Raw genomic sequence first — 20757 nt, forward strand, 5'->3', positions numbered from 1 at the left:
ACGCCGGGCGAGCGGCCAGATGGCCCGGCGAGGTCTGCTTGGCAAAGTGCTACCCCCGGTAGGTCGCAACAAGCGGGCATTCGAACGGGTCGCGGGCCCGGAGCCCGACGTTGTTGAGGTAGTCGACGACGATCCGGTACGACGACGGCAGGCTCACCTCGGTGTACTTCACCCCGTGCAGCTCGCAGTACTCGCGCACGATCGGCTGGACGCGCCGCAGGGTCGGGCTCGGCATGTTCGGGAACAGGTGATGCTCGATCTGGTAGTTGAGGCTTCCCATTGCGAAGTCGGTGAACACTCCGCCGCGGATGTTGCGCGACATCAGCACCTGGCGGCGCAGGAAGTCGAGCTTCATGGTGGCCGGGACGAGCGGCATCCCCTTGTGGTTCGGCGCGAAAGAACCGCCCAGGCAGATCCCGAAGATCGCGAGCTGCAACCCGAGGAACGCTCCCGCCTTGCCGATCGGCAGCAGGAGGAACAGCACGGTCAGGTACCCGGCCAGGCGGCTGACCACGATCGCCGCCTCGATCCGCTCGACCTTGGTCGCCGAACGGCGGAGCAGGTGCTGCACGCTCGCGACGTACAGGCTGAGGCCTTCGAGCGTGAGCAGCGGGAAGAACAGCCAGCCTTGGCGACGGGTCAGCCAGGCCTGGAAGCCGGTGCGCCGGCCGACGTGCTCCGGGGTGAACGCGATGACGCCGATGTCGATGTCCGGGTCCTTCTTCAGCTGGTTCGGCGCCTGGTGGTGCCGGCTGTGCTTCGACCGCCACCAACTCGCGCTCATGCCGACGAGTCCGCCGGCCAGCAGTCGCGCGGTCCAGTCGTTCCACTTCGCGGAGTCGAAGATCTGCCGGTGCGCGCTGTCGTGGCTGAGGAACGCGACCTGGGTGAGCACGAGCGCCAGCGCACCCGCCATCAGCAGCTGGAGCCATGAGTTGCCGAGCAGACCGAAGCCGACCCAGACCCCGATGAACGCGGCCACGACGAGGCCGATCCGGATGAAGTAGTACCCCCGACGTCGTCGCAGCAGCCCCAGCTCGCGGACGGTGCGGAGCAGGTCGGTGTACAGGTTCGTATGTCTGTGTTGAGCCCGCAACGGGTCGTGGTCTTCGGCAAGCAGCTGTGACATGAGAAACACTCCGGTTCCAAGTAGTGCATCGGTCGATGCGCTACCAGGTCCGGGGCAGCGTCACGAGAAAGGTGCTGTGGCACTCAACGGAACCACGTCGAGTAGTCGCACACAAGTTGGCGACAGGCTCCCCGGGCGATTTGATACCCAGTTCGCCCGGCTTTCACCTGACCGTCATCAGCGGGGCGCACCTTCGGGTCATGAATCTGAGTCGCCGCCAGCTGCTGGCCGCATCCACGGTCGCCGGAGCCTCCCTCGCCGTACCCGGGATAGCCTCCGCGGCCCCGAACCTGGTCCGCCGCGACCGGCCCACACTGCCGTCAGGCATCGCGAGTGCCGACGTGACGCCGTCCTCGGCCGTCGTCTGGTCGAAGACCGACCGGCCCGGCCGGCTCGTCGTACAACTGACGAGCCACGGCCGTTTCGACCGGGCGATCCACCTGCGCGGCCCGAAGACCTCGGCCGACGACGACTTCACCGCGCGGCTGCCGCTGCGCGGTCTGCGGCCGGGTCAGCGGTACGACTACCGCTTGGGCTTCGAGGACGCGAACGGCCGGATCGGCCAGACGCTCGACGGCTCGTTCACCACCCCGGGCCGCAACCGGCCGGTCTCGTTCGTGTTCACCGGCGACACCGCGGGTCAGGGCTACGGCATCAACCCGGAGCTCGGCGGGATGATCGCGTACAAAGCGATGCACGAGACGCGGCCGGACTTCTTCCTGCACTCCGGCGACAACATCTACGCCGACGGGCCGATCGCGGCCGAGCTGAAAGTTGCCGACGGCACCATTTGGAAGAACCTCGTGACCGAGGAGGTCTCGAAGGTTGCCGAGACGCTGGCCGAGTACCGCGGCCGGTACAAGTACAACCTGATGGACCAGAACGTGCGCGCCCTGTACGCCGACGTACCGCTGGTCGCGCAGTGGGACGACCACGAGACGCTGAACAACTGGTACCCGGGCGAGATCCTCACCGACGACCGGTACACCGAGAAGCGCGTCGACGTGCTCGCGGCGCGGGCGAAGAAGGCGTTCCTCGAGTACCTGCCGATGGAGCACGTGTCCGGGCGTGACCGGATCTACCGCAAGGTGAGCTACGGTCCGCTGCTCGACGTGTTCTGCCTGGACATGCGTACGTACCGCGGCGCGAATCCGGTGCCCTCGACCGTCGGTCCGGTCGCGATGCTCGGCGCCGAGCAGGCCGCCTGGCTGGTGCGCGAGGTTGCGGCGTCGCGGGCGACCTGGAAGGTGATCGCGAGCGACATGCCGCTCGGGCTGCTGGTGCCGGACGGTGACCTGATCGAGGCGGTCGCGAACGGCCTGCCGGGTGCTCCCGGCGGCCGCGAGCACGAGATCGCGTGGGTGCTGAGCCAGTTCAAGAAGCACAAGGTGCGGAACGCGGTCTGGCTGACCGCCGACGTGCACTACGCCGCCGCGCACCACTACGACCCGTCCCGCGCGGCGTTCACCGACTTCGACCCGTTCTGGGAGATCGTCGCCGGTCCGATCAACGCGGGCACTTTCGGACCGAACGCGCTCGACCCGACCTTCGGCCCGGAGGCGGTCTTCGTCAAGGCAGCCGACTTCGCGAGCCAGTCACCGGCCAGTGGAAACCAGTTCTTCGGGCACACCAGCATCGACCCGCGGACCGGCGTCTTCTCGGTCTCGCTCCGCAACCTGTTCGGCGAGGTGTTGTGGAAGAAGGACCTCACCCCGGCCCGCCACTGAGATGGGCCCGTCGGACTCACCCGGCTCCGGTGCCTGTGCGGGATGCCGCCCACCGGAGCGGGTGAGGACGACGCTCAGCTCGGCCCGCTCAATGCGGGCAGTACGACGTTCCGCCCGGTGAGCAGGAGCAGGATCGCGAGTATCGGCCCGCGGAGCTCGGCACCCGCGCCGACGCTCCAATCCGTGTCGGTCGCGACGAGGCGGCACCCGTCGTACGGATGGGGTTTGAAGACCTTCGCCATCCGCCGGCCGCGCCTCGACGCCTGGTAACTCCAGACGCGGTCGGCGGCCAGCGCGGCGACTTCTGGCGGGACCGGAAGCGATCGGCCCAGCGGTACGGCGATGTCCTGGCCGTGGACGACGATGTCGATCAGGGTCTCCAGCGGCGTGACGCCGACGTTGTGGCGGCGGGAGCCGACCATCGCGCGGATCCCGGCAATGAGTTCGTCGGTCGGAAGCGCCGAGCGCTCGCGGACCGAGGCCTGGATCATGTGGTTGAGGCTGCCCGGATGACGTAGCGCCACACGGAGTCCGTCGGCGATCGTCATTTGCTGCTGCGTGAGATGGGCAGCGACATCGCGCACGGTCCAGCCCTCACACAGGGATCGCCGGGCCCAGTCGTCGGGGTCGAGGGTCTCGAGGAAGTCCGTCGTACGGAGCCGTTGGGCGTCGATGGCGGCCCAGAGTTCGTCGTCGCTCATGGCATCAGTGTCGGCTGGGCGCGTCGGGTGCGCATCGTGCGAATTGCTCATTTGCTACTCATGGCGTCGGCCGGCGACCCAGGCAGCGACCTGGGCGCGGTTCACGAAGCCCAGCTTGCCGAGTACGTGCTGGACGTGGTTCTGGGCTGTCCGCTCGGAGATGACTAGGGCTGCGGCGATCGCGCGGTTGCTGAGACCGTCGGCGACCAGCTGGGCCACCTCGTGCTCTCGTGGACTGAGCGGGCCGTCGGGCTCCATGAGCCGCTCCAGACGCTCCACCCAGGGCGTCATCCCCAGAGCCTCCGCCAAGGTGAGAGTCTCCTGGGACGCCTCCTTCAAGACCTCCGCCAGCAGGCACTCCGCCTCGACGGCGAAGCCGGGCGCACCGATCGCCCGGCTCCGTGCAGCGGCCGTCCGGAGATCTGCCACCGCACTGTCCCGGTCGCCCAGGGACGCGGCGCAAATGCCGAGCACCAGCTCGACCGGCCCGAGGAAGTTCGTACCGCCGGCGCCGCCCACGACGTACAAGCCGCGTCGGGGCTCCAGCCGGGCTTGGAAATGCCGTACGTCGTCCGTCACGCCCAGGGCTGCGGCGACCCGCGCAGCCACGGCGTCCACCAACAGCTCAGCTGCACGCCACTCGTGCCAGGTTTGCGGACGACCGCACCGCTGGTAGAGCGCGGCCGCCTCGTCCAGCTGCCCCGCGTCGACGAGCACGAACGCTCGGGCCAAGCGCGCAGACAGGTCCCAGCGAGCATCGGTCCCGAACTGCCACGCGGCTGAAGCCAGCAACTCGTCGGCCCGGCCGCGGTGGTGAGCCAGGAGGATCTTGAACGCGACGTCCGCGCCCTGGGCGGCCGGATGACCGATGCGCCGGAATTCGGCAACCGCGTCGGCGAGCAGGGCTTCGGTCTCGTCGAATTCGGCTCGAGCCAGTGCGAGCGCCGCTCTGGTGATCAGCACGTGCCACCGGCCGTTCGGCCCGCTCGTCCGCCCGGCGCAGCTCGCGATCTGGCCCGTCTCGGCGGCGATCGCGGCCAGGTCCCCGGCGTACCAGAGCGCGTCCACCCGCCACAGGCGCCCCCGCAACTCGATGTCGGCCGACCCGGTCGTCGTACCGAGCTCGATCATCCGCTGCGCGGCGGCGGTCAGCTCGTCGACGTCATCGGGTCCGCTGGTGGCGAGCTGACGAGCGGTGAGCGCCTCGGCGAGCAGATCTGCTTCGCCGGCTGTCTCGGCCCGGTCCAGCGCGTCGCTGCTCGCAGTGAGAGCTTCGCGCCAACGGCCTAGGTAGGTAGCCGCCTGCGACTGCCGAGCGAGCAGGCGGACGTGTGCCCGTGGTGACAGCTCCGGTGAGGCCAGTGCCTCAGCGCACCACTGGTAGATGTCTCCGTCCCACGCGGACTGCCCGACCGGCTCGAGTACGACGGCCGCCTCCACCAGCAGGTCAGCTGCCTGCTCCGAACGCGCTGTTGCGACGACTGCTCGCACAGCGGCATGTGCTGCGACGAGATCGCCGGCCCGCACACATGCTGCCGCCAGCCGGAGCTGCAGTTGCGGCAGACCGGCCGCAGCCGCCCCCTTCCAGTGCCGCACGAGCTCAGCCGGGTCGCTGCCGCCCACCTGCTCCAGTGCTTCCGCCGCACGCCGATGCAGTTCGGCCCGTTCCACCAGAGGCAACTGACTCTCGACCTCCCGTCGGGCTGCCTCATCAGCGAACCAAACTTCACCGACGTCCGGTGCCGCGACGAGCACACCGGTGCGCGCCAGAGTGTCCACGGCGGCCAGCACGTCACCGGCCGGCTTGTCGAGAACCCGGGCAAGGATGTCGAGCCGCACGCGCTCGCCTACCACGGCAGCCGCACGCAGCAGCTGGTCAGCTACGGCATCGCTCACGCTCGCAGTGTGACCGACTCCACCCCCTTCTGCACGCAGGTTAGGTTTGGCCTCATGACCGCTTTCCCCGAGAGCCGCCGCGACGATGTGGTCGAGACACTGCACGGGCAGGAGATCGCCGACCCGTATCGCTGGCTGGAAGATCCTGACTCACCTGACACCCAGGACTGGGTCCGCAGGCAGAACGAGTTCACCGAGGCCGAGCTCTCCGGGTATCCGGAGCGTGCGTGGTTCCGGGCCACGATGTCCGCGATCCTCGCGCGTCCGCGTGCCGGTGTGCCCGCCAAGAAAGCAGGCTGGTACTTCGTCGGCCGCAACGACGGCACGCAGGCCCAGGACGTCATCTACGTCGCTGAGTCGCTCGACGAACTGCTCTCCGGCGGCCGGGTACTGATCGACCCGAACACCCTTTCAGAGGACGGCACCGACTCGCTCGGCTCGTTCACGGTCAGCCCGGACGGAAAGTACTTCGCGTACGGCATCAACGAGAGCGGCAGCGACTGGACGACGTTCCGGCTGCTCGACATCGCCAGCGGCGAGCCGGTGGACGACGTCGTCACGCAGTCCAAGTTCAGCGAGGCGGTCTGGCTGCCGGACAGCTCCGGCTACCTGTACCTGCACTACCCGGTCACCGACGGCAGCGAGGGCACCGAGACGAGCGGTCTGAGCAGCGGCCGCCTGACGCTGCACAAGATCGGCACGCCGCAGTCCGAAGACACGCTCGTGCTGCACTTCGAGGAGCAGAGCACCTTCATCTCGACGGAGGTCAGCGACGACGACCGGTACGTCGTAGCGTTGATCACCGAGGGCACTGACCCCGCGGCGAAGCTGTGGCTGTTCCCGATCACGTCCGACGGCCTCGGCGAGCCGATCAAGGTCGTCGACGAGTACCGGGACGAGATCTTCTTCGTCCGGATGTCCGGTGACCAGCTGGTGCTGCAGACCGACCGTGACGCCTCCCGCGGCCGAGTGGTGCTGTCGACGCTGGACGGCGTCTTCACCGACCTCGTGCCCGAGGGCGAGTCCACGCTGCAGGCGGTCAGCGCGACCGCGCACGGGTTCGTCACGCTGACGCTGGTCGACGCGCAGTCCGTCGTGACCATCTACGCGCTCGACGGCTCCGGTGCGCGGCAGGTCGAGATCTCCGACGGAGCCGTGGTCGGCCTCAACTCCTCTGCCAAGAACGCGGACTTCTTCGTCGGCCTGTCCACGGTCACCGACCCCACGCTCTCGTACGTCGTCTCTGCCTCGACAGGTGCAGCGCGTGCGCTTCCGGAGCTGGTCCGCGGCACCAGCCCGTTCACGCCGCCGGCCGTCACCGTGGAGCGCCGCGTCGCACCGGGGCGCGACGTACCGTACTTCGTCATCACTCGCTCCGACCTCGACTACAGCGCCCCGCGCCCGACCCTGATGTGGGGGTACGGCGGTTTCCGCATCCCGATCCAGACCGACTACCGCCCCGGCTGGTCGGGCTGGCTTGCCGCTGGGGGTGTGCTGGTGATCACCAACCTGCGTGGCGGCGGTGAGTACGGGAGCGACTGGCACGACGCCGGCCGGTTGAAGAACAAGCAGAACGTGTTCGACGACTTCATCGGGGTCGCCTCACACCTGCAGGAGACCGGCGTCACCACGGCGGACCAGCTGGCCATGCACGGCCGCAGCAACGGCGGACTGCTCATCGGAGCGGTCATGACTCAGCGGCCGGACCTCTTCAAGGTCGCGCTGCCCGGCGTCGGAGTGCTGGACATGCTCCGGTTCCACAAGTTCACAGTGGGCGCGGCGTGGGTCTCCGACTTCGGTTCGCCGGAGGACCCTGAACAGTTCGAGGACCTCCTGGCCTACTCGCCACTGCATCGCGTGGCAGCGGGTACGGAGTACCCCGCGACGCTGGTGGTCACCGGTGATCACGACGACCGCGTCGTACCGCTGCACAGCCACAAGTACATCGCCGCCCTGCAGCACGCCCAGTCCGGACCCGCGCCGATCCTCACGCGGGTAGAGGTCAACACCGGCCACGGCTTCGGCAAACCTGCCGCGATGGTCGCGGCCGAGTGGGCCGACCTCCTGGCGTTCGCTGCGCACCACACCGGACTCCGGGTGGGGTAGCCGGTCGGTATTTTGCCGGATGCCTGCTCGGGGTGGCGGCTGGTGGACTCGTTCGCACCAGTCCCCACCCCGAGCAGGGAGGCAGTCCGATGAGCGACGTACCCGACGCCGGCAGCGACCTCAGGATCGAACGCCGGGTCCGCGAGTTCCTGACCGAGCTGAACAAGAACCCCGACCCGTTCTGGCTGCTGCCGGGCGACCAGGTCCGGGCGACGCTGAGCGGCCTGCAGGCGACCGTGCCGGTTGACTTGGGCGGGGTCGACGTCACCGAGCAGGACATCGAGATCGACGGCGTACGGACCAAGCTGTATATCCAGCGCCCGTCCGGAGTCGACGGTCCACTGCCGGTCGTGCTGTTTCTGCACGGCGGGGTCTGGATCGCGGGCGACTTCGACAACCACCAGCGGCTGACGCACGACCTCGTCACCGCGACCGGGTACGCCGTGGTGTTCGTCGAGTACACACCGATCCCCGATGCGGTCTTCCCGACCCAGCTGGAGGAGTGCTACGCGGCACTGCAATGGATCGCTCGCGAGGGTTCGAGCGCCGGACTCGACGCGAGCCGGCTCGCTGTCGCGGGCAACAGCGTCGGCGGCAATCTCAGCGCCGCACTGACCATGTATGCGCGCGACCACGACGGTCCGCAGATCAAGGTCCAGCTGCTGCTCTACCCGGCCACCGACGCTCGCTTCGACACCGAGTCGTACCAGGAGTTCGCCGACGGACGCTTCCTCGCCCTGGACTTCATGAAGTTCGGCTGGGACGTCTACGCACCGGACGAGGCCACCCGGCGCAACCCGTACGCCGCGCCGCTGCAGGCACGTCCGGACCAGCTGCGGGGCCTGCCGCCGGCAGTCATCCACACCTCGGGCAACGACGTACTGCGGGACGAGGGCCAGGCCTACGGGCACAAGCTGGACGAAGCCGGCGTCGACGTGGTCTCGGTGATGTACGTCGGGCAGATCCATGACATGGCGCTGCTGAACCCGATTCACGACCTGCCGTCGGTGCGGGCCGAGTTCCGGCACGCAGCGGCGGATCTGGCGCACTACCTCGAGTGAATCTGGCATATCGTCGCCCCTGAGATGGGGACCCTGCCGGCTGAGCTCACGAGCTTCATCGGACGTCGCCAAGAGCTGCGCGACGTCCGGGCCGTCCTGTCCACCGGACGGCTGGTGACGCTGACCGGGCCGGGCGGTGTCGGCAAGACCCGGCTCGGGCTGCGGACCGCTGCGCAGGTCGCCCGGACCTTCCCGGACGGCGTCTGGCTGGCGGAGCTCGCGGTCGTGCAAGACCCGGCAGATCTCGCCCGGACGGTCAGCGCGGCGTTCGGGCTTCGTGACGCGGACGACGATCCCGTCGGCCGACTGACCAGGTACCTGGAGGACCGGGCGCTGCTGCTCGTCCTGGACAACTGCGAGCACCTGCGCGACGCGTGCGCCGAGCTGATCGAGGTGCTCCTCAAGGCAGCGCCCGGGATCCGCGTGCTTGCAACCAGCAGGCAGCGCCTCGGCGTACGCGGCGAGCGGGTGTACTCGGTGCAGCCGCTCGCGGAGATCACCGAACTGTTCGAGGACCGCGCAGCCGCCGTGGGCTGCAGGATCGACGCCGCCGAGCGGGCACAGGTCGTGGAGATCTGCCGTCGGCTGGACGGGATCCCGCTCGCCGTCGAGCTGGCCGCTGCCTGGTTGCGGGTGCTCTCGGTCGACGACCTGCTGGCGCGGATGGAAGCCCTGGCGCCAGGCCGAGCCCAGATCCTCGACTGGAGCTGGGAGCTCTGTACGCCGGCCGAGCGGTTGCTCTGGTCCCGTTTGTCCGCGTTCGTGGGCGGCTTCGATCTGGCGGCCGCGGAGTCGGTGTCGTGTGCGGACCTCGAGGTGCTCTCCGGTCTGGTCGACAAGTCCATCGTGCAGTCTGTCGGCGGACGGCTCCAGCTGTTGGAGACGGTCCGCCAGTACGGGTTGGAGCGGCTGCGGGCGGACGGCTCGGCGGACGCCGTGCGCGTGCTGCACCGGGACCACTACCTGCGACTGGCCGAGCGATGCAGCCGGGACTGGACCCGCGCGAACGCACAGATCGAGGCGCACCGGTTCACGGAGCCGGAGCATGCCAATCTCCGGGCGGCTCTCGAGTTCAGCCTGAGCACACCGGGCCAGGAGGCGACCGGGCTGCGACTGGTCGTCGCTCTGCACTACCACTGGTTGTTCTGCGGACACCCGGCCGAGGGCCGGCACTGGCTCGAGCGCGCGTTGGCGCAGAATCCGGGGCCGAGCCGTGACCGCGCGCAGGCGTTGTGGATGTGCGCCTTCGCTCGCTGCCTGACCGGCTACGCCTCGACCGTCCGTCCCTACGGCGCCGAGGCTGAGGCCTGGGCACGGGAGAACGGCGACGACGAGGTGCTCGCCCACGCCCTGCTGGTGCTGGGAGGCTACTGGTTCCTGACCGGGGACAGCGCGCGGTGCGAGCCGCTTTTCCAGCAGGCGATCGAGCTGCTGGAGGCGCTCGGGCAGCCCAGCAGTTTGCTGCTTCAGCTGCACTCGGCGCTTGCCCAGCCGTATGTCTGGCAGGGACGCTCCAATGAAGGTTTGGAGCTGGCCCGGCGCGGGCTGACGCTGTGTGAGGCCAGCGGCGAGCAGTTTGCCCGGAGCAGCCTGCTGTTCGCGCGTTCGCTGGCTCAGTGGGCGTTGGAAGCGTACGCCGACGCCGAGGACGGACTCGTCGAGGCCGTCGGGGTGGCCCGCACCTTCAACGACGTACTCGGGACGGTCATCGCGGTCGAGGTCCTCTGCTGGGTGAAGGCTGCCCAAGGGGAGCACAGCCGTGCGGCCGAGCTGCTGGGGATCGCAGACCGGATCTGGTCGACCGGAGGCGCGAGTCCGATGCTGGGGTCGCTGCACATGCGCGAGGCACACGACACGTGCGAGGCTGAGGTCCGCGAGGCAGTGGGTGCCGAACGGTTCCGGCTCGCGTTCGAACGCGGGGCAGCGCTGGCGGCCGACTTCGACCGCGCGATCACGGCCGTCGTCGGCGCCGAACCGGCTTCAGTGGGCCCCGGCCGGACAGGTGGTCCGTTGAGCGCCCGGGAAGAGCAGGTGGCCGAGCTGGTCGCGCAAGGGCTGACGAACAAGGAGATCGCTGCCCGCCTGGTCATCAGCCGGCGGACAGCCGAGTCTCATGTCGTGCACATCCTGGACAAGCTGGGGTTCAGTACGCGCAGTCAGATCGCGTCGTGGGTGGCTCAGCGGTGATGCGGTCCGTCATTCCCGCGCCGGCGCTGGATGTCCGGCTTGGAAGTGAGGACGGCCTGCGGGCGTCGGCTGCTCACCTTTCGCAGGTGTGCTCCTGAGCAGTAGGAGGCTGGGCTCACCAGATCCGCGGAGCGTCGAGGTCGCGGGGGTCGTCGGACGGCTGACAGCCGTGCGCGGTCTCTGCGTACTCCGCCCGCGGGCCACTGGTGGCCAGCGTGCGTACTGCGTTGACGAGCCGGTCCACGTGCTCACGCGTCGTCCCGAGGCCGAGGCTGGCGCGGACCGCCGTACTGTGCTCGGGGGAGTCGGCGAGGAGGTGGCCGACGAGCGGGTGCGCGCAGAACTTGCCGTCGCGTACGCCGACGCCGTACTCCGCGCTGAGCGCTGCGGAAACCAGCGTCGAGGTCAGGCCGGCGATCGTGAAGCAGACGGTGCCGACACGGTCCGCGTCCTCACCGAAGATCGAGTACGTCGTGACGTTGTCGATCTGGGCCAGCCCGGTCCGCAGACGGGCCAGCAGGCTGCGCTCGTGCTGCTCGATCGCGTCGCGGTGCTTGCTGATCGCGGCGCAGGCACTCGCCAGGGCAATCGCTCCGATCACGTTGGGGGAGCCGCCCTCGTGCCGCGCCGGGCCGGTCGCCCACACCACGGTGTCCTCGGTGACGGCGTGCGTCGCTCCGCCGCCGTACAGGTAGGGATCTGCGGCGTCGAGCCAGTCGGAGCGACCGACCAGCGCGCCGGCGCCGTACGGCGCGTAGAGCTTGTGACCGGACAGCGCGACCCAGTCGACATCCAGGGTGGAGATGTCGACCGGACGGTGCGGCGCGAGCTGTGCCGCGTCCAGACAAACTCGTGCGCCGTGGGCCTTGGCCACCTTGGCGATCTCGGCGATCGGGAAGATCTCGCCAGTGACGTTCGAGGCGCCGGTGATCACGACGAGGCGCGGACCGTCAGGCGCCTGGCGTAGGGCGTCGGCGACGCTCGTCACGGCATCGGTCTGGCTGGTCGGCGCTGCGAGGCGAACAGTCCGCTCCGCCGGCCAGGGGAGAAGAGCGGCGTGGTGCTCGGACTCGAACACGATCACGGTCGTGTCCGCCGGCACCGCACGGGCCAGCAGGTTGAGCGCGTCCGTGGTCTGCCGGGTGAAGATCACCTGGTCGTCGGAGCGCGCGCCGACGAAGGCGTGCACCTCTTCGCGGGCCCGCTCGTACCACTGGGTGGTGATGCGCGACGCGTACCCGTTGCCGCGGTGAACCGAGGCGTACGACGGCAGCGCCGCCTCCACGCTGGCCCGCACCGACTCCAGGCACGGCGCGCTCGCACCGTGGTCGAAGTTCGCGTAGTCCGTGACCCGGCCGTCGGCCAGCGGGACCAGGAGGTCCGATCCGACCGTGGCGGGGATGCTGCCGGTGACGAGGCGGGCGACCGTCGGCCGCGCAGTCGTCGTACTGGCAGGCTCGAGGATGGACAAGATCGACATGCTGCTGCTCCCAGGAAGTCCGCACTTGCCGAGCGGGGTATCCGCACGGCCTGGTCTTCACCCGGGGCACCCCACCGCGGAGGAGGGTTGCCGGCCAGCGAGCCGGGGCTTGTCGCTGACACTCATGACCTGCCGAGTACGGTAACGAACCGGCCACGGCGACCGCCAGTGCCTATCTCATATTCCGGGACTGGCGAACGCATCCTGAGACGGCGCAGACTGTGGGCATGATCGGACGACTGCACCACCTCGCGATCGACTGCCCGGAGCCCCTCGAACTGGCGCGGTTCTACTCGGCGCTGCTCGGCAAGCCCATCACCTACCAAAGCGACGACTGGGTGGTTGTCGCCGACAACGACCACACATCTGGCCTGGGCTTCCAGCGCGCCGTCGACCATCGGCGCCCGCAGTGGCCGGACCCGGAGCGGCCGCAGCAGATGCATCTCGACGTCATGGTCGATGACGTGGAGGCAGCCGGGCCGGAGGTGGTGGCGCTCGGCGCCCGCCGGCTCGCCGGGACGGTGTACGAGGATCCCGCCGGTCACCCGTTCTGCCTGATCCCGCGCCCCGGCTGGGCTCCGCCGGTGAACGCCTGATCGATTTCGCCGTCGGCGTTGCCGACGTGTTGGATGGGCGACATGACGTTGGATACCGCCGTGTGGAGAGCACCTGCTGTCGAGCGACCGGACGGCTCGCTGACCGCACCCGAACGCGAGCTGCTGCAGGGCTATCTGAACTTCTATCGCACCACGCTGCTGTTCAAGTGCGCCGGGCTGACGGCCGAGCAGTTGGCGGAGCGGCCGTCACCGCCGTCCAACCTGTCGCTGCTCGGCCTGATCCGGCACCTCACCAAGGTCGAGCGGATCTGGTTCCGCATCCACTTCGCCGATGCACCGGCCGAGCCTCTGTTCGCGCCCGAGCTCGGCAAGGACGCCGACTTCGAGCTGATCGACCCGGCCGACGCGCAGGCGGCGTACGAGGGGCTGATCGGGGAGTGGAAGCTCTCCGACGAGGCCGCCGCCGATCACTCGCTGGACGACCGCTTCACGTTCGGCGGGACCGAGTCGACGCTGCGGATGATCTATATCCACCTGATCGGCGAGTACGGCCGGCACTGCGGTCACGCCGACCTGCTGCGAGAGCAACTCGACGGCACTACAGGCGCGTAACACCACCTACCCGATCCACTTTGGGAGGCGCGTGGTCACGCTGTGACGCTACGGATGGGGCAGCGTGATCGGCGTGTGACACGTGGGACTCAAGGGGTTATCGGGGTAGCCTGACCAATATGGCGACCCGCACGTCTTCCCCGGCGCGGGCGCAGAAGTCGGCAGCCAACCGGCCGAGCACGGCCCGTTCGGCTGCTGGTGGACGCTCCCGTCCGTCCGGCGCCCAGAAGCGTGGGCAGAGCACACAGAGTGGCAGAGGCGCGAAGCGCGGCGGAGGAGGATCCCCCGCGCGGACCAGCACGCCCAAGAACAGCGGACCGGGCCCGTTCGCGGCCGCCATGCTGGCTCTGTGCCGCGGGGTGGTGAAGATCTGGATCGGCATCGCCCATCTGCTCGGCAGCATGGTGCGAGGGATCGGCCACAGCGCCCGCGACCTGGAGCCCGAGCATCGCCGTGACGGTGCGGGCTTGTTCCTGATCGGACTGGCGGTCGTAGTCGCTGCCGCGATCTGGTGGGATCTCCCGGGCGCGGTCGGCAACGGCGTACGCACGGTCGTCGGTGGCAGCATCGGCATGCTCGGTTGGGCGTTGCCATTGATGCTGCTGCTCATCGCAGTCCGCACTCTGCGTCACCCGGACCACAACGGGCCCGCGGGTCGTCAGGTGATCGGTTGGACCGCGGTCTGCCTCGGCGTACTCGGCCTGATTCACATCGCGAACGGTCTGCCCCGGCCGAGCAACCCCGCAGACGGCCCGTTGAGTGCTGCGGGCGGCGCGATCGGGTACTTCATCTCGTCGTTCCTGTCGGACCTGCTCACGCAGTACGTCGCGGCGCCGCTGCTCGTCCTGCTCTCGATCTTCGGCGCGCTGGTCATCACCGGTACGCCGGTGTACACGATCCCGCTGCGGTTCCGCGCGGCCTTCGACGTACTGATGGGACGTACTGCGCTGCCGGAGGACGCTCCGTCCGTGGTGGCCGCGCCGACCGACGACACCGTCCGGCTGACGCGCAAACAGCGTCGTGCGAAGGCGGCAGAGCTCGAGGAGGACGGTGAGCCCACGGTCAAGCCGTACGACTCACCGGTGCTCGAGGGCCGCGAGATCTCCAAGCGCGGCCGCAAGGCGAAGGCCCCGGTGGATGAAGACGCGTATGACGTCGACAGCGCCGAAGCTGCCCCGGCCTCTGAGCCTGCCTTCGAGCCGGCTCCGAGCAAGCCGTCGGCCCCGCCACCCGAGCCGCCGCCGCACACACCGCTGCCGCAGCGCGTCGAGCAGTTGAGCCTGTCCGGCGACATCACGTACACGCTGCCCGACGGGCAGATGCTCAAGCCCGGCTCGGTCCACAAGGCCCGGACCAAGGCATCCGACCAGGTTGTCGACCGGCTGACCGAGGTGTTCGACCAGTTCGGCATCGACGCCCAGGTCACCGGCTACACGCGCGGTCCGACCGTCACACGGTACGAGGTCGAGCTCGGCTCCGCGGTCAAGGTCGAGAAGGTCACCGCGCTGTCGAAGAACATCGCCTACGCCGTGGCGTCGGCCGACGTACGCATCCTGTCGCCGATCCCGGGCAAGTCCGCGATCGGCATCGAGATCCCGAACACCGACAAGGAGATCGTCAGCCTCGGCGACGTGATCCGTTCGGCGACCGCACGCAACGACCACCACCCGATGGTGGCCGGGCTCGGCAAGGACGTCGAAGGCGGCTTTGTCGTCGCGAACATGGCGAAGATGCCGCACCTGCTGGTCGCGGGTGCGACCGGCTCCGGTAAGTCGTCGTTCGTCAACTCGCTGATCACCTCGATCCTGATGCGGGCCACGCCCGACGAGGTGCGGATGATCCTCGTCGACCCCAAGCGGGTCGAGCTGAACAACTACGAGGGCATCCCGCACCTGATCACGCCGATCATCACCAACGCCAAGAAGGCGGCCGAGGCGCTGCAATGGGTCGTCCGCGAGATGGACATGCGGTACGACGACCTAGCGGCGTTCGGGTTCCGGCACGTCGACGACTTCAACAAGGCGGTCCGCGGCGGCAAGGTGAAGCCGCCGCCGGGCTCGGAACGCGTGCTTACGCCGTACCCGTACCTGCTGGTGATCGTCGACGAGCTCGCCGACCTGATGATGGTCGCGCCGCGCGACGTCGAGGACTCGATCGTCCGGATCACCCAGCTGGCGCGTGCGGCCGGCATCCACCTGGTGCTCGCCACCCAGCGGCCGTCGGTGGACGTCGTGACCGGTCTGATCAAGGCGAACGTGCCGTCCCGGTTGGCGTTCGCGACCTCGTCGCTCGCCGACAGCCGAGTCATCCTCGACCAGCCAGGTGCGGAGAAGCTGGTCGGTCAGGGCGACGGTCTGTTCCTGCCCATGGGCGCGAGCAAGCCGATGCGTATCCAGGGCGCGTGGGTCACCGAGTCCGAGATCCGTGGAGTGGTCGAGCACTGCAAGACGCAGCTCGAGCCGACGTACCGCGAGGACGTCACGGTCGCGGCGGGCCCGAGCAAGGATCTCGACGACGAGATCGGCGACGATCTCGACCTGGTGGTGCAGGCCGCCGAACTGATCGTTTCCACCCAGTTCGGCTCGACGTCGATGTTGCAGCGTAAGCTCCGCGTCGGTTTCGCCAAGGCCGGCCGGCTGATGGACATCCTGGAGAGCCGCGGCGTCGTCGGTCCCAGTGAAGGTTCGAAGGCCAGGGACGTCCTGGTCAAGCCTGACGACCTAGAGGACTTCATCACCACCCTCCGAGGAGAGTGACAGCGTGACCGCCGCGAGCGCACTGCCCAGGCAGGAACGTTTCGACGCCGACCCCGAGCCCGTGCCCTTCACCGTGCGCGGATCGCAGAAGGTGCACGGCGGGCTCGCCGTCGGCGCCGCGCTGGTCGCGATCGGGTTCGCCGCGTCCGCGTCCACGAGTCCGACCGGCATTCTGCGCTGGCTCGCCGCGGCAGCCTTCGCCGCTCTCGCTGTGGTGTGTGCCCGCGCTCTGACGGTGGGAGAGATGCTGGTCGCCGACGACGTCGGCATCCGGCTGCGGATCGGCAACGAATGGATCGGCACGCGGTGGGAAGACATCGAAGAGGTGACGGTGCTGCAGCGCCGGCATCCGCTCGACGACGGGCGGATCGCCGTACATCTGCAGGATCCTGGGCCGATCCTCGGCGCGATGCCGAGCTCGACCCGCAAGACAACTGATGCCAACCGTCGGCTGACGGGATCCTCACTCGCGGTACCGTTCGGGTTGACGGCACGGCCGTCGAACGGGGCAGTGGTGCAGGCGTTGCACATGCTCGCGGATGCCAGATGCCCGGTCAGGGAACAACTCTGACTCGCGCGTGACCCCGTCGTACCAAGGCCGTTGACTTGATGTCGGCGGTCCGACGAGCGGCGTCGACAGTCCGCACAGGCGATCGGACGAACGGAAGGACGGTGGGGAAGTGAGCATCGGCAGCGATCTCACGGCGGCCCGCGAGCGGGCCGACATGACGATCGAGCAGCTGAGCGCTGCGACCCGGATCAGAACCGGGCTGCTGATCGCCATGGAGGCGGACGATTTCTCCCGCTGTGGCGGGAACTTCTATGCCCGCGGACACATCCGCGCCATCGCCCGCGTGGTGAAGGCCGACCCCGCTCCGTTGATCGCCAGCTTCGATGCCGAGCATGCCGTCGAGGAGGAGAAGTCCCGCCGCGAGGAACGCGCCGCGGCGAAGGGCCCGACGCTTCGCCCCGCTCGTCCGCGCTGGGCGATCGTGGTGGGCGCGATCCTGGTCATCCTGATGGGCTGGGGGATGGTGCGGCTGTTCACGCTCCCCAGCGACATCGAGGCGAACGCGTCGAAGACCGCCGTCACCACGGCAACGGTCACGACGCCGACCCCGAAGGCAACGCCGCAGCCGACCGTCAAGCCGACCACAAAGCCGACGACCGCCAAGCCGCCGGTGCTGATGACGGCACTGACGCTGACCGCGAAGAACGACGGCACCTACCTGACGGTCCGGGACAAGAAGAACCGCCGCCTCTTCCAGGGCCGCCTGACCCCCGGCATCGCCCAATCCGTGACCAGCTCAGGCGACATCCGGGTAACAGTCACCAGCCCCAAGAACCTCGTCGTAGTCCTCAACGGCAAACGCCTGAACACCACCCTCACCAAATTCACCGCCCACCCCAACGGCACCCTCACCAAGACCGCCACAAGCTCCTAGCTCTCGCCCCGCCTGCCACCCACCACCGCCCCGGCCCGGTCACTCGGTCCGGTCACTCGGCCCGCCTGCCACGCACCGCTACCTCGGCCCGGTCACTCGGCGCGGCGCCGCTCCGCCGGCCTCCGGCTGGCCCCGCACGGCCTCTGCCCTCGGACCCGCGCGGCCGCGTGGGCCTCTCGCCGTACAGCGTGAGCTGTGAGATGCGTTGGCGAGTTAGGCCGCGGACTACACGGCGCGTCATACTCGTAGTGATGAATACGCCACCCACCACTGTCGCCCTGGTCACCCTGGGCTGTGCCCGTAACGATGTCGACTCCGAGGAACTGGCCGGCCGGCTCGAGGCCGGTGGCTTCCGATTGGTCGACGACGCCGCTGAGGCGGACACGGTGGTGGTGAACACCTGCGGATTCGTCGAGGCCGCGAAGAAGGATTCCGTCGACACGCTGCTGGCCGCCGCCGACTACAAGGAGTCCGGCCGCACGCAGGCTGTCGTCGCGGTCGGCTGCCTCGCCGAACGGTACGGCGACCAGCTCGCCGAGGCTCTGCCGGAAACCGACGCGGTCCTGAGCTTCGACGACTACACCGACATCTCGGACCGCCTCCGCTCGATCCTCGCCGGCAACAAGCACCAGCCGCACGTACCCCGCGACCGCCGCAAACTCCTCCCGCTCGCCCCGGCCGACCGCCACTCGGCCCCCGCCCCAGCCGTCCCCGGCCACGGCGACCAGCCAACCACCGCAGGTCAGCCAACGGCCGCAGGCCAGCTTGCCGGCGGTGGGCTCTCGGCGGGTGATGCGCGGGTGGCTGGCGTCGGCTCGCACATTCCCGAGCAGCTCCGGCCCATGGGTGGTGCTCGTTCCGGCGAGCAGGCCGACGGGCTCAAGGGACGCTTCGTCACCGGCGCGCCGGAAGAGCTGAAGATCGACGCCCCCGACCTCGCGGCCGCTCCGGCCAGCGGTCCGCGCGTGATGCGTCGGCGCCTGGACGGCGGCCCGATGGCACCTCTCAAGCTCGCCTCCGGGTGCGACCGCCGGTGCGCGTTCTGCGCGATCCCGATGTTCCGCGGCGCGTTCATGTCCCGCCGCCCCGCCGAAGTACTGCGTGAAGCCGAATGGCTCGCGGAGAACGGCGTACGCGAACTCTTCCTGGTCTCCGAGAACTCCACCTCGTACGGCAAGGACCTCGGCGACCTCCGCCTGCTCGAGACCCTCGTCGGCGAGATCGCCAAGGTCCCCGGCATCATCCGCGTCCGCGTGTCGTACCTGCAGCCCGCCGAGATGCGCCCGACGCTGATCAGCGCGATGACCTCCACCCCGGGCGTCGTTCCGTACTTCGACCTGTCGTTCCAGCACGCATCCGGCCCGCTGCTGCGTCGCATGCGCCGCTTCGGCGACTCCGAACGCTTCCTGGAACTGATCGCCCAGGTCCGCGCCACCGCCCCGACGGCCGGCATCCGCAGCAACGTCATCGTCGGCTTCCCGGGCGAGACCGAGGAAGACGTAGACATCCTCTGCGACTTCCTGTCCCGCGCCGGCCTCGACGCGATCGGCGTCTTCGGCTACTCCGACGAGGACGGCACCGAAGCCGAAACGTACGACGGCAAACTCGACGAAGACACCATCGCCGCCCGCCTCGACCGAGTCACCCGCCTCGCCGAAGACCTAACCTCCGCCCGCGCCGAATCCCGCATCGGCGAACTCCTCGAAGTCCTCATCGAATCCACCGACTCCACCACCGCCGAGTCGTACGACGCCGACTCGGACGACGCCGACTCGATCGACGCCGACTCGGACGACGCCGACTCGATCGACGCCGACTCGATCGACGCCGACTTGGACGGGGTCGAGCTGGACGAGGCCGACTTGGGCGACGCCGGCTTGGGCGACGCCGAGCTGGACGAGGCTGAACTGGACGCGTCCGGGCCGGGCCGGCTCGGGCCGGACGGGTTGGAGCTGGAGGAGTTGGAGCTCGCCGCTGGTCGGGGCCGGGTCGTGGTGGACGGGGTTTCGACGGCTGGGGTTGGGCGAACTGGTGAGGGTCGGGCTGCGCATCAAGGCCCCGAGGTGGATGGATCGACGACGGTGACCGGGCTCCCGGACGGGGTGCGGGTCGGCGATCTGGTGTCTGCGAAGGTGGTGGCGAGCGACGGTGTCGACCTGATCGCCGAGTTCGCCGCGCTCGTGAGCACCCCGGACGCCCGTCCGGCAGCTAACCTGACCGCGTGAGCAACCCGCCGACGAACCCGGCGCCGCGCGCAGCGGGCGGCCCGCTCCACGCGCCCAGCGCCTGGAACGTGCCCAACGCGCTCACGGTTCTTCGGCTGGTCCTCGTACCGCTGTTCGTCTGGCTTCTGCTCCGCGAAGGCGGTCACACCGACAGCAACCGCCTGCTAGCCACTGCCGCGTTCGTCGTCGCGATCGTCACCGACCGCTTCGACGGCGACATCGCTCGCCGCTGGAACCTCGTCACGAACTTCGGCAAGATCGCCGACCCCATCGCCGACAAAGCCCTCACCGGAGCAGCCTTCCTAGGACTCTCGTACCTGGGCGAACTCCCATGGTGGGTCACCATCGTGGTGATGGTTCGCGAGTGGGGAGTCACCGCCCTCCGCTTCTGGGTAATCCGCCACGGCGTCATGCCCGCCAGCCGCGGCGGCAAACTCAAGACCGTCCTCCAGGCAATCGCCCTGGGCCTCTACCTGCTCCCGTGGCAGGAAGTGAAAATCCTCCACTGGACCGCCGTCACGATCATGGCCGCCGCCGTACTCGTCACCATCATCACTGGCCTCGACTACTTAGGCCGAGCCCTCCGCCTCCGCGCCGCCGCCAAACGCCCCCTCCCATAACCCTACGCTCGGAGTCCGCTTCGGCCGCCGCTTCATGCCGCTCCGCAGCTCCTCCCGGCGACGGCGTGCAGCTGCACGTACGTGCATGTCGGCGAGCCGCCGGCGCCGAGCTGGCTGTTGCCCCGGCGGGCCGGCTTGCATGTCGGCTCGTCTGGCTAGCTGTACTGACCAGGCACGTTGGTCGAGATCGTGCGACGACACGAAGTGAATGTTCTTGATAGGTGAAGACCTCCCGGCGTGGAGTGGAGCTGTCTA

General features: G+C 69.0%; 15 protein-coding genes, 2 pseudogenes and 1 riboswitch. Of the genes and pseudogenes, 13 read left to right on the forward strand and 4 right to left on the reverse strand.

Going from position 1 to position 20757, the window contains the following annotated elements; translation table 11 throughout:
- Nucleotides 1-49 precede the first annotated feature (49 nt).
- Nucleotides 50-1129, reverse strand: a complete 1080-nt coding sequence (locus AB0J62_RS11640; protein WP_363867668.1) for an acyl-CoA desaturase — start codon at nucleotides 1127-1129, stop codon at nucleotides 50-52.
- 200 nt (nucleotides 1130-1329) lie between these two features.
- Here AB0J62_RS11640 and AB0J62_RS11645 point away from each other — a divergent pair, with 200 nt between their 5' ends.
- A complete protein-coding gene (locus tag AB0J62_RS11645) occupies nucleotides 1330-2856 on the forward strand; it encodes an alkaline phosphatase D family protein (RefSeq protein ID WP_363867671.1) in 1527 nt (508 codons plus the stop codon).
- 74 nt (nucleotides 2857-2930) lie between these two features.
- Here AB0J62_RS11645 and AB0J62_RS11650 read toward each other — a convergent pair whose 3' ends face one another.
- On the reverse strand, nucleotides 2931-3557 hold the full coding sequence (locus AB0J62_RS11650) for a maleylpyruvate isomerase family mycothiol-dependent enzyme (RefSeq protein ID WP_363867674.1): 627 nt from the start codon (nucleotides 3555-3557) through the stop codon (nucleotides 2931-2933).
- Nucleotides 3558-3611: 54 nt separating this feature from the next.
- Nucleotides 3612-5453 carry a LuxR C-terminal-related transcriptional regulator gene (locus AB0J62_RS11655; protein ID WP_363867677.1) on the reverse strand — a complete coding sequence of 614 codons (1842 nt, stop codon included), beginning with the start codon at nucleotides 5451-5453 and terminating at the stop codon, nucleotides 3612-3614.
- Between the two features lie 54 nt (nucleotides 5454-5507).
- Here AB0J62_RS11655 and AB0J62_RS11660 point away from each other — a divergent pair, with 54 nt between their 5' ends.
- From AB0J62_RS11660 to AB0J62_RS11670, 3 genes are all read left to right on the forward strand, one after another.
- On the forward strand, nucleotides 5508-7559 hold the full coding sequence (locus tag AB0J62_RS11660) for a prolyl oligopeptidase family serine peptidase (protein WP_363867680.1): 2052 nt from the start codon (nucleotides 5508-5510) through the stop codon (nucleotides 7557-7559).
- Nucleotides 7560-7648: 89 nt separating this feature from the next.
- A complete protein-coding gene (locus AB0J62_RS11665; protein WP_363867683.1) occupies nucleotides 7649-8620 on the forward strand; it encodes an alpha/beta hydrolase in 972 nt (323 codons plus the stop codon).
- Between the two features lie 24 nt (nucleotides 8621-8644).
- Nucleotides 8645-10807, forward strand: coding sequence for a LuxR C-terminal-related transcriptional regulator (locus tag AB0J62_RS11670; RefSeq protein ID WP_363867686.1), 2163 nt, complete (start codon nucleotides 8645-8647; stop codon nucleotides 10805-10807).
- Nucleotides 10808-10922: 115 nt separating this feature from the next.
- Here AB0J62_RS11670 and AB0J62_RS11675 read toward each other — a convergent pair whose 3' ends face one another.
- Complete coding sequence (locus tag AB0J62_RS11675) at nucleotides 10923-12287, reverse strand: aminotransferase class V-fold PLP-dependent enzyme (RefSeq protein WP_363867689.1); 1365 nt, start codon at nucleotides 12285-12287, stop codon at nucleotides 10923-10925.
- Between the two features lie 16 nt (nucleotides 12288-12303).
- Nucleotides 12304-12417, reverse strand: a riboswitch (SAM riboswitch).
- Nucleotides 12418-12514: 97 nt separating this feature from the next.
- Between AB0J62_RS11675 and AB0J62_RS11680 the strand changes: the two genes are divergently transcribed.
- The 9 genes and pseudogenes from AB0J62_RS11680 (at nucleotide 12515) to pgsA (ending at nucleotide 20502) form a co-directional block, all read left to right on the forward strand.
- The gene (locus tag AB0J62_RS11680; RefSeq protein WP_363867692.1) at nucleotides 12515-12883 is read left to right on the forward strand and encodes a VOC family protein; all 369 of its coding nucleotides are present in this window, start codon (nucleotides 12515-12517) and stop codon (nucleotides 12881-12883) included.
- A 42-nt stretch (nucleotides 12884-12925) separates the two neighbouring features.
- Nucleotides 12926-13456, forward strand: a complete 531-nt coding sequence (locus AB0J62_RS11685; protein WP_363867695.1) for a DinB family protein — start codon at nucleotides 12926-12928, stop codon at nucleotides 13454-13456.
- A 119-nt stretch (nucleotides 13457-13575) separates the two neighbouring features.
- The gene (locus AB0J62_RS11690) at nucleotides 13576-16212 is read left to right on the forward strand and encodes a DNA translocase FtsK 4TM domain-containing protein (RefSeq protein ID WP_363867698.1); all 2637 of its coding nucleotides are present in this window, start codon (nucleotides 13576-13578) and stop codon (nucleotides 16210-16212) included.
- A gap of 4 nt (nucleotides 16213-16216) precedes the next feature.
- Nucleotides 16217-16783 carry a hypothetical protein gene (locus AB0J62_RS11695; protein WP_363867701.1) on the forward strand — a complete coding sequence of 189 codons (567 nt, stop codon included), beginning with the start codon at nucleotides 16217-16219 and terminating at the stop codon, nucleotides 16781-16783.
- Nucleotides 16784-16892: 109 nt separating this feature from the next.
- The gene (locus tag AB0J62_RS11700; RefSeq protein WP_363867704.1) at nucleotides 16893-17657 is read left to right on the forward strand and encodes a helix-turn-helix transcriptional regulator; all 765 of its coding nucleotides are present in this window, start codon (nucleotides 16893-16895) and stop codon (nucleotides 17655-17657) included.
- A 251-nt stretch (nucleotides 17658-17908) separates the two neighbouring features.
- Nucleotides 17909-18379, forward strand: a pseudogene (locus tag AB0J62_RS11705) (MiaB/RimO family radical SAM methylthiotransferase); the annotation flags it as partial.
- A gap of 204 nt (nucleotides 18380-18583) precedes the next feature.
- A pseudogene (locus AB0J62_RS11710) lies at nucleotides 18584-19375 on the forward strand (radical SAM protein); the annotation flags it as partial.
- Nucleotides 19376-19651: 276 nt separating this feature from the next.
- Nucleotides 19652-19882 carry a hypothetical protein gene (locus AB0J62_RS11715; protein ID WP_363867761.1) on the forward strand — a complete coding sequence of 77 codons (231 nt, stop codon included), beginning with the start codon at nucleotides 19652-19654 and terminating at the stop codon, nucleotides 19880-19882.
- Nucleotides 19879-20502, forward strand: coding sequence for a CDP-diacylglycerol--glycerol-3-phosphate 3-phosphatidyltransferase (gene pgsA / locus AB0J62_RS11720; protein ID WP_363867707.1), 624 nt, complete (start codon nucleotides 19879-19881; stop codon nucleotides 20500-20502). The genes AB0J62_RS11715 and pgsA overlap by 4 nt, the downstream gene beginning before the upstream one ends.
- Nucleotides 20503-20757: the final 255 nt, after the last annotated feature.

Source organism: Kribbella sp. NPDC049584, assembly GCF_040675555.1.
GTDB lineage: Bacteria > Actinomycetota > Actinomycetes > Propionibacteriales > Kribbellaceae > Kribbella.

Excerpts from the sequence above, each read along its gene's own strand:
- AB0J62_RS11640 (WP_363867668.1), bottom strand. The coding sequence starts at position 1,129 with ATGTCACAGCTGCTTGCCGAAGACCACGACCCGTTGCGGGCTCAACAC.
- AB0J62_RS11645 (WP_363867671.1), top strand. The coding sequence starts at position 1,330 with ATGAATCTGAGTCGCCGCCAGCTGCTGGCCGCATCCACGGTCGCCGGA.
- AB0J62_RS11650 (WP_363867674.1), bottom strand. The coding sequence starts at position 3,557 with ATGAGCGACGACGAACTCTGGGCCGCCATCGACGCCCAACGGCTCCGT.
- AB0J62_RS11660 (WP_363867680.1), top strand. The coding sequence starts at position 5,508 with ATGACCGCTTTCCCCGAGAGCCGCCGCGACGATGTGGTCGAGACACTG.
- AB0J62_RS11665 (WP_363867683.1), top strand. The coding sequence starts at position 7,649 with ATGAGCGACGTACCCGACGCCGGCAGCGACCTCAGGATCGAACGCCGG.
- AB0J62_RS11670 (WP_363867686.1), top strand. The coding sequence starts at position 8,645 with ATGGGGACCCTGCCGGCTGAGCTCACGAGCTTCATCGGACGTCGCCAA.
- AB0J62_RS11675 (WP_363867689.1), bottom strand. The coding sequence starts at position 12,287 with ATGTCGATCTTGTCCATCCTCGAGCCTGCCAGTACGACGACTGCGCGG.
- AB0J62_RS11680 (WP_363867692.1), top strand. The coding sequence starts at position 12,515 with ATGATCGGACGACTGCACCACCTCGCGATCGACTGCCCGGAGCCCCTC.
- AB0J62_RS11685 (WP_363867695.1), top strand. The coding sequence starts at position 12,926 with ATGACGTTGGATACCGCCGTGTGGAGAGCACCTGCTGTCGAGCGACCG.
- AB0J62_RS11690 (WP_363867698.1), top strand. The coding sequence starts at position 13,576 with ATGGCGACCCGCACGTCTTCCCCGGCGCGGGCGCAGAAGTCGGCAGCC.